This is a genomic window from Methylophilus sp. 5 (assembly GCF_000515275.1).
In the GTDB taxonomy this organism is placed as follows: domain Bacteria; phylum Pseudomonadota; class Gammaproteobacteria; order Burkholderiales; family Methylophilaceae; genus Methylophilus.
In genome coordinates, this window is record NZ_KI911560.1 from 2,573,368 (window position 1) to 2,588,460 (window position 15,093).

The 15,093-nt window shown below is 51.0% G+C and carries 12 protein-coding genes; 8 read left to right on the plus strand and 4 right to left on the minus strand.

All coding sequences use genetic code 11. The annotated features are described in order from the left end of the window. The first annotated feature begins 52 nt into the window (after positions 1-52). Entirely contained in the window at positions 53-1,195 is a 1,143-nt protein-coding gene (locus METH5_RS0112520) for a sensor histidine kinase (RefSeq protein WP_029148838.1), read from the plus strand. A gap of 83 nt (positions 1,196-1,278) precedes the next feature. After that, on the plus strand, positions 1,279-1,920 hold the full coding sequence (locus METH5_RS0112525; protein WP_029148839.1) for a response regulator transcription factor: 642 nt from the start codon (positions 1,279-1,281) through the stop codon (positions 1,918-1,920). Between the two features lie 85 nt (positions 1,921-2,005). On the opposite strand, the gene pgi is transcribed toward METH5_RS0112525, so the two are convergent. The 3 genes from pgi to METH5_RS15690 form a co-directional block, all read right to left on the minus strand. Next, entirely contained in the window at positions 2,006-3,658 is a 1,653-nt protein-coding gene (gene pgi, locus METH5_RS0112530) for a glucose-6-phosphate isomerase (protein WP_029148840.1), read from the minus strand. A gap of 125 nt (positions 3,659-3,783) precedes the next feature. Beyond that, positions 3,784-6,000 (minus strand): 1,4-alpha-glucan branching protein GlgB, encoded by a 2,217-nt coding sequence (gene glgB / locus METH5_RS0112535; protein ID WP_029148841.1) that lies wholly within the window; start codon positions 5,998-6,000, stop codon positions 3,784-3,786. Between the two features lie 44 nt (positions 6,001-6,044). Next, positions 6,045-6,218 carry a hypothetical protein gene (locus tag METH5_RS15690; RefSeq protein ID WP_157381520.1) on the minus strand — a complete coding sequence of 58 codons (174 nt, stop codon included), beginning with the start codon at positions 6,216-6,218 and terminating at the stop codon, positions 6,045-6,047. On the opposite strand from METH5_RS15690, the gene glgC reads away from it, so the two are divergent. Genes glgC through METH5_RS0112560 form a run of 4 tightly spaced genes read left to right on the plus strand, consistent with a single transcriptional unit; the run spans position 6,217 to position 11,718 of the window. Continuing rightward, complete coding sequence (glgC, locus tag METH5_RS0112545) at positions 6,217-7,539, plus strand: glucose-1-phosphate adenylyltransferase (RefSeq protein WP_036307915.1); 1,323 nt, start codon at positions 6,217-6,219, stop codon at positions 7,537-7,539. The two genes, METH5_RS15690 and glgC, sit on opposite strands and share 2 nt — an antisense overlap. Before the next feature lie 41 nt (positions 7,540-7,580). After that, positions 7,581-9,287 (plus strand): glycoside hydrolase family 57 protein, encoded by a 1,707-nt coding sequence (locus METH5_RS0112550; protein ID WP_029148843.1) that lies wholly within the window; start codon positions 7,581-7,583, stop codon positions 9,285-9,287. A 30-nt stretch (positions 9,288-9,317) separates the two neighbouring features. After that, the gene (gene malQ / locus METH5_RS0112555; RefSeq protein ID WP_029148844.1) at positions 9,318-10,796 is read left to right on the plus strand and encodes a 4-alpha-glucanotransferase; all 1,479 of its coding nucleotides are present in this window, start codon (positions 9,318-9,320) and stop codon (positions 10,794-10,796) included. Further along, positions 10,789-11,718 (plus strand): ROK family protein, encoded by a 930-nt coding sequence (locus METH5_RS0112560; RefSeq protein ID WP_029148845.1) that lies wholly within the window; start codon positions 10,789-10,791, stop codon positions 11,716-11,718. Before malQ ends, METH5_RS0112560 begins: the two co-directional genes overlap by 8 nt. Here the strand turns inward: METH5_RS0112560 and queG are convergent. Further along, a complete protein-coding gene (gene queG, locus METH5_RS0112565; RefSeq protein ID WP_029148846.1) occupies positions 11,715-12,815 on the minus strand; it encodes a tRNA epoxyqueuosine(34) reductase QueG in 1,101 nt (366 codons plus the stop codon). The genes METH5_RS0112560 and queG overlap by 4 nt on opposite strands. Between queG and tsaE the strand changes: the two genes are divergently transcribed. Then, complete coding sequence (gene tsaE / locus METH5_RS0112570) at positions 12,814-13,272, plus strand: tRNA (adenosine(37)-N6)-threonylcarbamoyltransferase complex ATPase subunit type 1 TsaE (RefSeq protein ID WP_029148847.1); 459 nt, start codon at positions 12,814-12,816, stop codon at positions 13,270-13,272. The genes queG and tsaE overlap by 2 nt on opposite strands. Then, positions 13,263-14,591, plus strand: a complete 1,329-nt coding sequence (locus METH5_RS0112575) for an N-acetylmuramoyl-L-alanine amidase (RefSeq protein WP_029148848.1) — start codon at positions 13,263-13,265, stop codon at positions 14,589-14,591. The genes tsaE and METH5_RS0112575 overlap by 10 nt, the downstream gene beginning before the upstream one ends. The last annotated feature ends 502 nt before the right edge of the window (positions 14,592-15,093 follow it).

Below are 15,093 nucleotides of genomic sequence, written 5' to 3' on the forward strand. Positions count from 1 at the left end.
CCAGCCTGGCGCGGGCATGATATGCTGATCGGCATCTTTAGCGAGGTGCCAAGTGTCCACTCCTGCCATCCATTCTGCTGCCAGCCTTGCTGGCGCCAATTCCCCTGTTGATAGCGTCAAAGATGCCTTGCATGAAAGCGAGCGCCGGTTTTCCGCGATTGTGTCGAGTATTCCCGGGCTGGTGTTTCAAATGCATATGACGGCAGATGCACAGGTGGTGTTTACTTACCTGAGTGAAGGCTGTGAGGCGCTGCTGGGTATTCCGGCCGCAGCCTTACTCAAAGACGCACAAACGCTGTTTAATGCGATGGAAGAGCACTCTGCCAGCCAGTTTAAGCACAACCTGCAAAAGTCGGCCCGTCAGCACAAACGGCTAGATTGGGAAGGTAAAATCTGGATCGCCGACTGGCAGGATATGAAGTGGGTCAATATCCGCGCAACGGTACAAGACCTGGGCCAGGGTGCCGTGCAGTGGGATGGCATCATGCTTAACATCAGCCAGAGCAAACATGAAAAACAGGAGATTGAGCAGGCCAGGCGCGATTTGCAGGCGCTAACTGCCCATTTAAATCAAGTGAAAGAGCAAGAGCGGGTGAGTATCGCGCGCGAGATTCATGATGACCTGGGCGGCAACCTGACGGCGATGAAGCTGGGGTTATCGACCATTATTCAGCAAATCGAGGGTGATTTGCCGGTGAACTTGGAGCAAGCCACCATGTTGCAGGCCATTATCAACCAAACATTTGATGCCGTGCACAGAATCTCGGGCAATCTGCGTCCGAATATTCTGGATTTAGGCCTGGTCGATGCATTGGAATGGCAAGTGAGCCAGTTTAAAAAGCAACTGGGCGTGACGGCCAAGTTTGTCACCAATTGCCATGACCTTGAATGTGATGCGGATCAGTCGATGGCGCTGTTCCGCATCTGTCAGGAGGCGCTGTCGAATATTGCTAAATATGCGCGGGCTGACCTGGTGTCGGTGGAGTTATCGTTAGTCGATCAAGCCTTGGTGATGCGTATTTCTGATAACGGCATTGGCATTGCCCCAGCCGATAAAATAAAACCCAATTCGTTTGGCCTGCGCGGAATGCAAGAGCGGGCCGCTGCATTGGGCGGCGAATGTCATATTGAAGCTTCAGCCAATGGTCCGGGCACCTGTATCCATGTGCACGCGCCATTGATGGCTGCCTCGTGACAGAATGGCGTATCCGATTTACAATCGAACGTAGACCATGCATGACATGGCAAATACCGCGCTAGCGAGTTAGAGGGATCTGGGTGGATATACAAAAAATTAAAGTCATTATCGTCGATGACCATGCTATTTTACGTTCGGGCATCAAGCAGATATTGATCGCCAGTGGCGATATTGAAGTGGTCGGTGAGGCCGAAAATGTGGCACAGGCGATTAAATGTGTCCGTGAATGTGCGGCCGATGTTATGTTGCTGGATATTTCATTGCCTGATAAAACCGGTATTGAGGCGCTGAAGCTGATTAAACGTGAAAACGCCGCGTTGAATATCCTCATGCTGTCGATGTATATGGAAGAGCAATATGCAGTGCGGTCGATACGCTCTGGCGCGTCCGGTTATTTATGCAAGCATACGGCTTCTGAAGAGTTATTAACCGCGATACACACGCTGGCCAAAGGCAAAAAATACATCACGCCTAATGTGGCAGAAATTTTGGCAGAGCAGGTGGGTAACGACCATGCAATCGCACCGCACGAAGCCTTGTCTGACCGCGAGTTTCAAGTCATGCGGCTGATTGCTTCTGGCTTATCTGTGAGTGAGATTGCCGATAAACTCGCCTTGTCAGTGAAAACCGTGAGTATGTATCGCACGCGCCTGCTGGAAAAAATGCACCTGAAACACAATGCGGATATCACGCATTATGCGATTAAAAACCAGCTGGTTTAATCAGCATTTTTTTATTTAAGTCAGGCTGAATTTTGCTATAAAAAAAGACCTCATTCGAGGTCTTTTTTATTTACTAATCAATTAACTAAGATATTTTCTTCGCGTAATTAATTAAGCCATTGGTTGAGCTATCAAAGCTGGTAATCTCATCCGGCGTATTGAGTTGCGGCAGAATCTGGCTGGCAATTTGTTTGCCGTATTCTACGCCCCATTGGTCATAGCTGTTAATGTCCCAGATAATGCCTTGCACGAATATTTTGTGCTCATACAGCGCAATCAGTTTACCCAGGGTATAAGGCGTTAACTGCTTGAATACGATAGAGGTGGTTGGGCGGTTACCTTCAAACACTTTGTGGGGTAACAGGTCTTCCAGTGCTTCACCGCTCAGGCCTTGTTTTTCCAACTCGGCACGGGCTTCTTCGCGCGTTTTACCCAGCATTAATGCCTGGGTTTGCGCCAAGAAGTTGGCCAGCAAGATTTTGTGGTGCTGGTCATCCGGGCTGCCAATTTTGTAGTGGCTGTTGGCTGGCATTAAAAAGTCAGCCGGCACGATTTGTGTGCCTTGGTGAATCAGCTGGTAAAACGCGTGTTGACCGTTGGTGCCAGCCTCACCCCAGATGACCGGGCCGGTTTTGTAGCTGACACGGCTACCATCACGGCAAATAAACTTGCCGTTACTTTCCATGTCTGCCTGTTGCAAATAAGCAGCAAAGCGCGACATGCCTTGGTCATAAGGCAGGATAGCGTGCGTATCGACATGAAAGAAGTTGTTATACCACACGCCCAGCAAGGCCATGATCACTGGCATGTTTTGCTCGAGTGGTGCGCTCTGAAAGTGCTGGTCCATGGCATGGCCACCAGCCAGCAACTGTTCAAAATTGTCCATACCGACATACAAGGCAATTGACAAACCAATCGCAGACCACAAAGAGTAGCGACCGCCTACCCAGTCCCAGAAGGCGAACATATTATTGGTATCAATACCAAACGCTTGCACGGCAGTAGCATTGGTAGACAAGGCAACAAAATGCTTGGCGACGTGCTGGTCTTGTTTGGCGGCAGTGAGGAACCAGCGACGCGCAGAGTGTGCGTTAGTCATGGTTTCTTGCGTAGTGAATGTTTTAGAGGCAACAATAAACAAGGTTGTCTCTGGGTTGCAGTTCTCCAACACACGCATCAGGTGCGCGCCATCAATATTGGAGACGAAATGTGCTTTCAGGTCTGGGCTAGCGTAAGGCTTTAATGCATCGCAGGCCATGACTGGGCCCAGGTCTGAGCCGCCAATACCAATATTCACCACGTCGGTGATGCGTTTGCCGGTAAAGCCAGTCCACTGGCCGCTGCGCACTTGCTCGGTAAAGCTGCGCATTTGTACCAGCACGGCGTTTACTTCAGGCATTACATCTTTGCCGTCGACCAACACTGGCGTGTTGCTACGGTTGCGCAGGGCGGTGTGCAATACGGCACGATTTTCAGTGATATTGATTTTTTCACCGCTAAACATGCGGCTGCGCCATTGTTCAATATTGGAGTCACGCGCCAGCTGAAACAGTTGGGCCAGGGTTTCTTTGGTAATGCGGTGCTTGGAGTAGTCGAGCAGGATGTCTTCTACTGTTAAGCTGAACTCTTCAAAGCGTTTTGGATTTTGTTTGAACAGGTCGCGCATCTGAACATCGCGCATTTCAATTTGATGCTGGTTCAGCGTGTGCCAGCTCGGGTGTGTGGTTAGTTTTGCCATGTTATGTTGTTGCTATCGTTTTCAAGTCAATTAATTTTATAGGGCGCACAATCACACGTATTGTATGTGTTTTGTGCTGCCAAAATCCTTACTGCAAGGTTACATTCTGCAACCAGTTTAACCAGCTATTGTAACTGAAGTATGACACCAGCCAGTGGTGGCAAGTTGAGGCTGATGGAGGCTGGATGCTCCATCCAAGGCACTGGGTCGCTTTGACAGCCGTGACCATTCCCAACATTGCTGCCACCATAACAGGCGGCATCACTGTTTAACACTTCCTGATAGTAACCCGATTGCGGTACGCCCAAACGATATTGATGGCGTGTTACTGGTGTAAAATTTAACACTATTATAACAAAACTATGGTCATTGCCGCGTCTGATGTAGCTCAATATTGATTGGCCTGCGTCCTCACAATCTATCCATTGAAAACCTTGTACGTCAAAGTCGTGTGCATGCAGCGCCGGGTGTTGGCGATACAGGGTGTTCAGGTCTCGGCTCAGTGACTGTATGCCTCTGTGCAGGGCATGGTCAGGCGTCGATTGTTCCAGCAGGTGCCAGTCCAGGCTTTGGTTGATGCTCCACTCGCGGCTTTGGCCAAACTCGTTACCCATAAAGTTGAGTTTTTTGCCCGGCATGGTCATTTGCATGGTTTGTAGCAGACGCAAATTAGAGAACTTTTGCCAGGTATCGCCAGGCATTTTTTCCAGCAATGATTTTTTGCCGTGCACCACTTCATCGTGCGAGAACGGCAGCACAAAATTCTCAGAGTAAGCGTACATTTGCCCGAATGTCAGGCGGTTGTGATGATATTGACGATACACCGGGTCCAGTTGCATGTAAGTCAAGATATCGTTCATCCAGCCCATGTTCCATTTCATGCTAAAGCCAAGGCCGCCAGCATAAACCGGGCGTGACACTGCGGGCCACGCGGTAGACTCTTCGGCGATGGTGAGTACGCCCGGAAACCGCTCGCCGACCATCACGTTGAGTTGCTTCAAAAACTCGATCACATCGAGGTTCTCGCGGCCACCGTAAGCGTTTGGCAGCCACTCACCGTCTTTGCGTGAGTAGTCCAGATAAAGCATGGAGGCTACCGCGTCGACACGGAAGCCATCAATATGAAACTCTTGTAGCCAGTAATAGGCGTTGCTTAACAAAAAGCAGCGCACTTCATTACGGCCATAATTGAAAATATAGGTGCCCCAGTCCATATGCTCGCCCAGCCTGGGGTCGGCATGCTCATACAGGGCGGTGCCGTCAAACCGTGCCAGCGCCCAGTCGTCCTTGGGAAAATGCCCTGGTACCCAATCAAGAATCACGCCAATATTGGCGGCATGGCAACGGTCAATCAGGTACTTTAAATCATCCGGGCTGCCGTAGCGTTGCGTGGGTGCAAAATAGCCCGTGACCTGGTAACCCCATGATTCATTGAGTGGGTGTTCGGCAATGGGTAGTAATTCAATGTGGGTATAACCCATGTCAACCACATGCGGAATCAGCGCATCTGCCATGGCGCGATAACTCAGAAAGTGGCCGTTTTGGTCGCGCTGCCAGCTGCCTAAATGCACTTCGTAGCAGTTAAAGGGCGCATGCAGCCAATCTTTTTGCTGGCGGGCTTGCTGCCATGTTTCATCTTGCCAGGTGTAATGGCTCTGGCAAATGCGGTTAGCGGTGCCTGGCCTCGCTTCAAAGGCTTTGCCATAAGGGTCGGCCTTGATCATCACATGGCCATGTTCGCGATTGCGCAGCTCAAACTTGTATAAGTCGTGCTCGGTCAGTTGCGGGATAAACAGTTCCCACACGCCGCTACTACCCAGCGCCCGCATGGCGTGTACACGGCCATCCCACTGGTTAAAGCTGCCGACGACACTGACGCGTCCGGCATTAGGCGCCCATACCGCAAACCTGACACCATCGACCCCATTGACGCGCATGGGGATAGCGCCCAGCGTGTTATATGCCTCAAATAGCCTGCCTTCTGCAAACAGGTGCAAGTCTTGTGCTGATACTGTGCTGTCGAGGCTGTAAGTGTCTATGGTTTCGTAGCTGTTTTTCGCGCCATGTAATTGTATTTTTAGCTCAAGCGGGCTGTTGATAGTTGTGGTTGACTTGTAAAGAAAAAGGCCTTGCTGATGGCTGCGTGTCATGGCTTGCCAGGCCTCATTCACCTTGAGCCACACCTGGTCGGCATTGGGCAGGAAAACCCGTGCATGCCACGGACCCTGGGCGCCATCTGCATGCACACCCAAGTATTCAAAAGGGTTGTGGTGCGTCGCGTCCAAAATACGTTGCAGGTGCAAAGTGTCGGGATGGTGGGTGACTGAAGGTTTGACTGTCATGCTAGCAATGTCCATTTGACTAGCCTCAATCCTATCAAAAAAAGTTAAGATTTACCGCATTTATCGCTGAAAATATCGTTGTCTTTACCCGAATTATCATGCAGACTGTGGGTGTCGGACCTGCGGTTACCAAGCGTTGTGTCGTCTCTACCGAAACTCACATCGCTGCGCATGACTTCGGGCTGATTTTCAGGATCAGAAAACAGGAACAGCATCATGTCTCAAGCAGCAGAGTTTATCGAACGTCGTAAAAGTAGCCGGCGGCAAGAACGTCCTTCTGACCGCTTTATCAGTAACCTGACCAAAAATACCGTTGCGATTATCCTGGCTGGTGGCCGCGGTAGTCGATTGAAAAATCTGACTGACTGGCGAGCGAAACCGGCCGTGCAGTTTGGCGGCAAGTTTCGAATTATCGATTTTCCGCTCTCTAATTGTATTAACTCCGGCATTCGCCGCATCAACGTTGCTACCCAATACAAGGCGCAGAGCCTGATTCAACACGTGCAGCGTGGCTGGGGTTTTTTGCGCGGCGAATTTAACGAGTACGTCAATATTATTCCGGCCCAGCAGCGCTTGGGTGAAGAGTGGTACAAAGGTACGGCAGATGCCGTATACCAGAACATAGACTTGTTACGCGAGAATGGTGGTGAATACATTTTAGTGCTGGCAGGTGACCATATTTATAAAATGGACTACGGCAAGATGCTGGCGACCCATGTGCGCAGCAATGCAGACATGACCATTGCCTGCATTAACGTGCCGCTAGAGGACGCTAAAGGATTTGGTGTGCTGGAGGTAGATGGCACCGACAGAGTGGTGGCCTTTGACGAAAAGCCGGCGCATCCTAAGCCTACGCCTAACGACCCTGAACTCGCGTTTGCCAGCATGGGCATTTATATTTTTAATGCCAAATTTCTGTATGAACAACTCATCAGGGATGCTTACGACCGTAAATCCAACCATGATTTCGGCCAGGATATTATCCCTTACATCATCAAGAAATACCGGGTACAGGCGCACCGTTTTACTGACAGTTGCGTGGGTGCATTGGGCAACAATTATTACTGGCGTGATGTCGGTACGATTGATGCCTATTGGGAAGCAAATATGGAACTGACCAAGGTGATCCCAGAGCTTAATCTGTATGACAGCGACTGGCCGATCTGGACTTATCAGGAACAATTGCCACCAGCAAAATTTGTGTTTAAAGATGAAGGCCGCACTGGCAAGGCGACTGACTCACTGGTGTCTGGCGGTTGCCTGATCAGTGGGTCTTGTGTCTCTAATTCGGTGTTGTTTTCAGGTGTGCATGTTGCCGATTATTCAGACCTGGACGGTGCGATTGTGTTGCCAAAAGTCAAAATCAATGAAGGCGTGGTGATGCGCAATGCGGTGATTGACCGTGGTTGCGAGATTCCGGCCGGTATGCACATTGGGGTAGATCTGGCGCGTGATAGAAAACGTTTTTATGTCTCTGAAAAGGGCATCGTGCTGGTGACGCCGGATATGCTGGGACAGGATTTATACCGTGTGAAGTAATGCCAACTTAGATGAGGTAACGATGGAAATGAGGTTGAATAATGTCCGATAAAAAGCTGCTGTTGAATTTGTATTGGCACATGCATCAACCTGATTATCGTGACTTGGTCAGCGGTGAGTATGTGTTGCCATGGACCTACCTGCATGCGCTCAAAGATTACAGCGATATGGCCTATCATCTAGAGCAAAATAGAGCGGCCAGGGTAAGCTTTAATTTCGTCCCAATTTTGGTTGAGCAATTGCAGGATTATGCTGACCAATCACGCACCGGCGAATGGCGCGATCCTTTGCTGCGCTTGCTGGCCAATCCCGATTTAGACAATATTACCGATGCTGAATGCCAGTTGATTGTAGATAGCTGCTTTAAGGCACACCACGAAAAGATGCTGAGTCCGTTTCCGCATTATCAGCGCCTGTTAAAGTTGTATGAAGAGGTGGCGCCTATCATGCAAGATGGTCAGTTTCATTACCTGTCGGCACAATATAAAGCAGATTTACTGGTCTGGTATCACTTGGCCTGGACTGGTGAAGGGTTGCGCCGCAAGCATAAAACGGTGCAGGCGCTGATGCAAAAAGGCTTGCTGTTTACGCTCAAAGACCGTCAGGCCTTGCTGGGCGTGATCAGCGAAACCTTGCAGGGCATTTTGCCGCGCTATCAGGCATTGTTGGCAAAAGGCCAGATCGAGATGTCTACCACACCTTACTACCACCCGATTTTGCCGCTGCTGATTGACTTGAAAAGCACGCGCGATGCCATGCCGGAGGCACCTTTACCACAATCGGCGAGTTACCCGGATGGCCATACGCGTGCGATTGCGCATGTGGAGGCCGCCCAGCACTATCATGAAAAAGTATTTGGCCAGAAAGCCGCTGGCATGTGGCCCGCCGAAGGGGCTGTCTCGCATGCGGCCCTTTCGCTGTTGGCAGAGCAAGGCGTGTCTTGGGCCGCCACCGGCCAGGGCGTGCTCGCTAACAGTTTGCGCAAGCTGGGCCTGACGCACGAACAGCCGCAAGACTATCTCTACCTGCCTTACAAAATCACCAACGGCCAGCAAGACATTGTCTGCTTTTTTCGGGATGACCACCTGTCTGACAAAATAGGCTTTGAATACTCCAAGCAATACGCCAGTGAAGCGGTGCATGATTTTATCCAGTCTCTGGAGCATATTCTTGCGCATAGCGGTGACGATACCCCGGTTGTGAGTGTGATTCTGGATGGTGAAAATGCCTGGGAATATTACCCTTACAACGGCTATTACTTTTTGCAGGAGTTCTATCAGGCGCTGGCAAACCATGCTGATATTAAGATGACCACTTTTAGCGATATTCTGGCCATGCAGCAGTCTAGTCAGTTGCCAGCCCCCAAGTTATTAAATGATATTTGTGCCGGTAGTTGGGTCTATGGCACGTTTAGTACCTGGATAGGCGAACCGGCAAAAAACCGTGCTTGGGATTTGCTGTGTGAAGCCAAACGGCAATATGACCAGCATGTGCATGCACTGTCTGCCACTGCAAAAGAAAAATGCCAACAACAATTGGCACTCTGCGAAGGCTCGGACTGGTTTTGGTGGTTTGGCGACTACAACAATGCGCAGAGTGTGCAAAGTTTTGATCAGCTATACCGCCGCAACTTGAGCAATCTTTATCAGTTGCTGGGCCTGACGCCACCATCGCACTTGTCTCAGCCCATCAGCCTGGGTGGCGGTGACGCTGAGAATGCCGGCACGATGCGTCGCGGACAGTCCTGACCGATTTTAATTTATCTGAATGCCAATCTCATGACACAAGCTAGACAAGCGGGTGTGTTGCTGCACATCACCTCACTGCCAGAAGGTAACCTCGGCCCGGACGCTTACCGTTTCGTTGATAAACTGGTTGAAATGGGCGTTGCCGTTTGGCAAACATTGCCGGTAAACCAGCCACATGGCGACCAATCTCCTTACCAGAGTGTATCGGCGCATGCCGGGCACGCTGGCATGATTAGCCCTCGGCAATTGCTGCAAGAGGGTTGGTGCCTGCCTGATGAGGTTGAGCTGCCATTGCCGTCGTTAATCGCCAAAATCATGTCGCGCGTGCAGTCTGGCAGCAGTTCAAGCAAAGCCGATGGCCGCGGTTTTACCTGGCCCGGTTTTGCCCGGTTTTGCCAGACACAGCATTACTGGCTAGAAGATTTTGCCTTGTTTTTGAGCTTGCGTGAGCAACACGAACAGCAAAGCTGGCAGCAATGGCCAGAGGCTTACCGGTTGCACGATGTGCTGGCCTTGCAGGCATTTACCGCCGCGCATCAAGAAAAGCTCACCCTGATTAAATTCACGCAATATGTGTTTTTTCAGCAATGGGCGCAACTTAAGGCATATGCCAATCAGCGCGGCATCAAGTTGTTTGGCGATATCCCGATTTTTGTAGCTTACGACAGTGTTGATGTCTGGGCGCACCCGGAGTGGTTCAAACTGGATGCTGAGCTCAACATGATAGTGGTAGCCGGGGTGCCGCCCGATTACTTTTCTGACACTGGCCAGCGCTGGGGCAATCCGCATTATGACTGGCAGGTCATGCAGGCTGACGGCTTTGCCTGGTGGCTGGGCCGCATCGATACGCAGGCGCAATTGTTTGATGTGCTGCGTATTGATCACTTTCGCGGTTTGCAAGCAGCGTGGGAGATCCCGTCACTTGAACCAACCGCGATGAATGGCACTTGGCAAGAAGCCCCCGGTAATGCCTTGTTGCAAGCCATTACTGAGACCTTTCCACACTTGAGTCTGGTGGCTGAAGATCTGGGGATCATCACGCCAGAGGTAGATGCCTTACGGCACGCGTTTGATTTGCCTGGGATGAAAATTTTGCAATTTGCTTTTGGTGGCGGCGAAGATAATCCTTATTTACCTGACAATATTGAACAAAATAGCGTTGCTTATACCGGCACGCATGATAACGACACGACCTTAGGCTGGTATCAAGCCGCGCCAGAGCATGTGCGTAATCATCTGCAACATTACTTAGCCCAGCATTTAAATCATGAAAGCGAAGCGCCACCTGATATGCCGATGGCATTGATAAAACTCACGTTTAATAGCATAGCGGGCCTGGCAATTGTGCCTATGCAGGATATTTTGGCCTTAGATAGCCAGGCACGTATGAACACCCCGGGCACCATCGAAGGTAACTGGGCCTGGCGCATGCAATGGGCGCAATTAACCGATGATAAACTGCAGTCTTTCAGACAATTAGTAGAAGAAAGTGATCGCGTGCATGCCTGAAGCAAGTGCTGTTTATCGTTTGGGTTTGGATGTTGGTGGGACAAATCTGCGTTTAGGAGTGTTTGCTGACTTGGCTTTGGTAGAAGAAACCCGCTTTCAGGCGAACTACTCTGCGATTTGCAAGCAATATCCGCCCGCACAAGCCTGGCAAACCATTTTGCAAGTGACGGCAGAGGCTATTCAGCCATTGCTTAAAAAATATGCAGAAATCACTGCCATCGGCATCGGATTTCCGGGATTTATTGATCCGAATACGGGTGTACTGGCACAGTCTCCCAATTTGCCCGGCTTGCGTGAGGTCAATCTTGGTCATGATCTTTCTGGCTTGCTGGGCGTGCATGTACGCGTTGAAAACGATGCGAACGCCGCCGCTTATGGTGAGTTTTGTCAGTTAGGCCAGCCAGCCGGAGGTTTGCTCTATGTGGGGCTAGGCACCGGGGTGGGCGCTGGTCTGGTGGTCAACGGCCAGGTGTGGGCCGGGCACCACGGCTACGCGTTAGAGGCAGGCCATATTATTGTGGTGCCAGATGGCCGCTTATGTGGCTGTGGCAATGAGGGCTGCGTTGAGCAATATGCATCTGCCACCGGCATCAGTCAGGCCTATGCTGCGCTGACGGGGCAAACACGCACCGCGCGTGACATTGCCCAGGCTGCGGATGATGGTGATATTGATGCGCAGGCTGTTTATGTCGATGCAGGCAGTAAACTCGCGCAAATGCTGGCCAGTGTGCTTAAAGTGGTTGATGTGGAAAATGTGCTGATTGGTGGTGGTGTGGCGGCGGCGTGGTCATTGATGTCTGCGGCATTTCATCAGCGGCTGGAGCATGACTTGATTCCTGTTTTACGCGGAAAAATCAAGCTGCACATTACCGGCTCAGGCGATGTGGCTGGCATGTTGGGTGCCGCCTTGTTAGCGGCTTAAGCCGCCTCGTGAGCATGTTGTGCCAGTGCCCATGCAACATGCTCGCGTACTAGCTCGCTGCTATCCTGTTGCCGTGCTTTTAGCGCGGCAATGACGGCCGTAGAGCTCGTGGCGTTGCCTAAGCCCACCGCGACATTGCGCAGCCATTGTGTGTAGCCTATGCGGTAAATAGCACTACCAGCCATACGCTCTTGAAATTCTGTTTCTGTCCAGGCAAAACAATCCACCAAATCATTGCTATCCAGCCCATTGCGCACGGCGAAGTCACTTTCCTGGCTATTGACTGCAAATTTGTTCCACGGGCAAATCAGCTGACAGTCGTCGCAGCCGTACACGCGGTTGCCTATCAGTGGCCGTAACTCCAGTGGAATGCTGCCTTTGTGCTCAATGGTGAGGTATGAAATACAGCGCCTGGCATCTAACTCATAAGGCGCGACAATGGCGCGGGTAGGGCAGATGTCTATGCAGGCAGAGCAACTGCCGCAGTGTGCTGTGGTGGGTGGATCTATGGGTAATGGCAGGTTGGTGTAAATCTCACCCAGAAAAAACCATGAGCCCTGCTGCCGGTTGAGCAATAAGGTGTGCTTACCACGCCAGCCGACGCCCGCTTTGGTGGCTAAAGCAACCTCAAGCACCGGGGCGCTGTCGGCAAACACCCGATATTCAAAATGACCAAATGTTTCGCTAATGCGCGTGCACAGTTGTTGTAGCTTGTTGCGCATCACCTTGTGATAATCGCGCCCCATCGCATAGCGGGCCACATATGCTTTGTCAGGGCTTTCCAGTACTTGCCAGCCATCAGCCACTTTTTCAGGCAAATAATTCAGGTTGACCGAGATCACACGTAGCGTACCGGGCACCAATTCTGCTGGTCGGCTGCGCTTGGTGCCATGTTTTGCCATATAATCCATGTCGCCATGGTATTGTTTGCTTAGCCAGTTTAAAAACTCAGGTTCGGCAGCAGATAAATCCGTGTCGGTAATGCCTATGCCGCCAAACCCCAATTCTCTCGCCCATGTTTTGATGGTTGCTGCCATTTCTGCGGCAGCCGGTTGGTCGGTCAGCGGTGTGGGGCTTGAATGTGATTGATGTGACATGACAGAAACGTATTCTACACAGATTTTAAAAGACGAAGCAGCCACCTTGCATGCCGCACAGGTGTTAGCAACACAGCTAAGACCCGGGCAGGTGATCTACCTGCATGGCGATCTCGGTGCGGGCAAGACCACGCTGGTGCGCGGTATTCTGCATGCGCTTGGGCATGTCGGCAAGGTTAAAAGCCCGACCTATACCATCGTCGAGCCATACAGTTTACCCTTGGCCTCGTGTTACCATTTTGATTTATATCGCTTTCAGGACCCGGAAGAGTGGGAAGCCGCCGGGTTTAGAGACTATTTTAATACCAGCAGCATTTGCCTGGTTGAGTGGCCAGAGTGCGCTGAGCAGGTGTTGCCGCAAGCCGATATAGAGATTAAGTTTGATATTTTGCCGCACGGACGCGTGCTACATATCACCAGTCAGCACGCGCTGGCGTTGGAAGGACTATGCCAGTAACCCGCAAGATTTTAAATGCATGGCTGTTATCAGCCTTGCTCTATATGGTCAGCAGTGTCAGCCACGCGGCCGAAGTGATTCTGGCCAACCTGCAACAGCACGGCAGCCAGGTGCAACTGGAGTTGCTGTTAGACCAGCAAATCAAATACCGCGTATTTACGCTGGATAATCCGTTCAGGGTGGTGATCGACATGGACGGGGTCGCCATCAGCCCGACTTTAAAAGCCTTACCACCACAGTTGGATGCGCAACATCCTTATTTGTCCAAAATCCGTATTGCACCGTTTACCGAGCAAACCACACGCCTGGTGTTTGATATTAAATCTGACATTAAGCCGCTGGTGACTGACATGAATGCAGGTAACTCGCAACAACGGCTAGCCATCAGCATCGCGCCAGCGACCGGCAGTGTAGAGCCTGCCATTGCAACACCAGTGTTAACGCCATCAAAGCAATTACAAGAGTTGCCACCAGCCAGTAGCGAAGGTAAACCGGCCGAACCAGCACTACCAACGGCTAAAGAACCCGCTGCCGAACCCGCAGTGGCCAGCACAAGCACTGATAAAGTAGCCGATAAGCCAATAGCTATTGATAAGCCTAAGCAAGCCAAGCCAGGCCAAAAGCTGATCACCATTGCCGTCGATGCAGGGCATGGTGGTGAAGACCCCGGTGCCAGAGGTGCAAGCGGCAGCCATGAAAAAAATATCACTCTGGCTATCGCGCGCAAACTCAAGCAACAGATTGATGCTGAAGACAATATGCAGGCGATTTTAATTCGTGATGGCGACTATTTTGTGCCACTGGGTGACCGCGTTAAAAAAGCGCGCGCGGCCAAAGCCGATTTGTTTATTTCTATCCATGCCGATTCGTTTGTGAATAGCACCGCTAAAGGGTCGTCAGTATTTGCGCTATCAGAACGCGGCGCCACCAGTGCTGGCGCACGCTACCTGGCGAAAAAGGAAAACGCGGTAGACTTGATTGGTGGCGTATCGCTGGATACACGCGATATGGATTTAGCGCGAACATTGCTCGATTTATCGCAAACCGCGACCATTCATGACAGTATTCGTATGGGTAAGGCGGTGCTGGGGCGCATTGCTAAAATTAATACTCTGCATTCGAAATATGTAGAACAAGCCGCGTTTGCGGTGTTGAAATCACCGGATATCCCGTCGATTTTGGTCGAGACTGCCTTTATTAGCAACCCGGATGAAGAGGCCAGGTTGAATGATGATGGTTATCAGGATAAGTTGGTGAATGCGATTTTGACGGGGGTGAAGTCTTACGTGGCAACGAATCCTTCGTTTGCTAAGAAATAAGTTGTAGGGATTGTTTGGAAAGGTAATTTGATTATTGATAGGGTGTTTTTCGCCCTTACGGCGAGTTACTTTTCTTTGCTTGCCGAAAGAACAAGTAACCAAAAGAAATGCACCCCAGCTTCCGCTTGTTCCCTGCGTTGCTCGTCAAAATAAGCGGTCACGAAACTCATCCTAGCGGCCTGCCTAAAACGCAGGCCACCGCGGGATTCGAACAGTCGCTCCCTTCTTCCTTATTTTGCCTGCGCTACTCGGCGCGTCAGATGGGGACCCCAAACACCATGCGAATGCCATCATTTATGGTTTTAATTGGAGCTGTCTAACTGCGGTGACACTGTTTAGATGAGATAAATCCCATCCCATCACGCTGAGTAGCGGAGACGAAGTGGGGGTAGTCGGCCATCGGCTGTTCGAGTTCCGCGGTGGCTTGCGGGGTGTGCAAGCCGCTAGGGCGAGTTTCGATGGACGCCCACTTTGTTGAGCAACGCAAGGGAGCCGTAAGGCC

Bases quoted from the DNA above. Each gene is read 5' to 3' on its own strand.
- pgi (WP_029148840.1), bottom strand. From the start codon at position 3,658: ATGGCAAAACTAACCACACACCCGAGCTGGCACACGCTGAACCAGCAT.
- glgB (WP_029148841.1), bottom strand. From the start codon at position 6,000: ATGACAGTCAAACCTTCAGTCACCCACCATCCCGACACTTTGCACCTG.
- glgC (WP_036307915.1), top strand. From the start codon at position 6,217: ATGTCTCAAGCAGCAGAGTTTATCGAACGTCGTAAAAGTAGCCGGCGG.
- METH5_RS15690 (WP_157381520.1), bottom strand. From the start codon at position 6,218: ATGATGCTGTTCCTGTTTTCTGATCCTGAAAATCAGCCCGAAGTCATG.
- METH5_RS0112550 (WP_029148843.1), top strand. From the start codon at position 7,581: ATGTCCGATAAAAAGCTGCTGTTGAATTTGTATTGGCACATGCATCAA.
- malQ (WP_029148844.1), top strand. From the start codon at position 9,318: ATGACACAAGCTAGACAAGCGGGTGTGTTGCTGCACATCACCTCACTG.
- METH5_RS0112560 (WP_029148845.1), top strand. From the start codon at position 10,789: ATGCCTGAAGCAAGTGCTGTTTATCGTTTGGGTTTGGATGTTGGTGGG.
- tsaE (WP_029148847.1), top strand. From the start codon at position 12,814: ATGACAGAAACGTATTCTACACAGATTTTAAAAGACGAAGCAGCCACC.
- queG (WP_029148846.1), bottom strand. From the start codon at position 12,815: ATGTCACATCAATCACATTCAAGCCCCACACCGCTGACCGACCAACCG.
- METH5_RS0112575 (WP_029148848.1), top strand. From the start codon at position 13,263: ATGCCAGTAACCCGCAAGATTTTAAATGCATGGCTGTTATCAGCCTTG.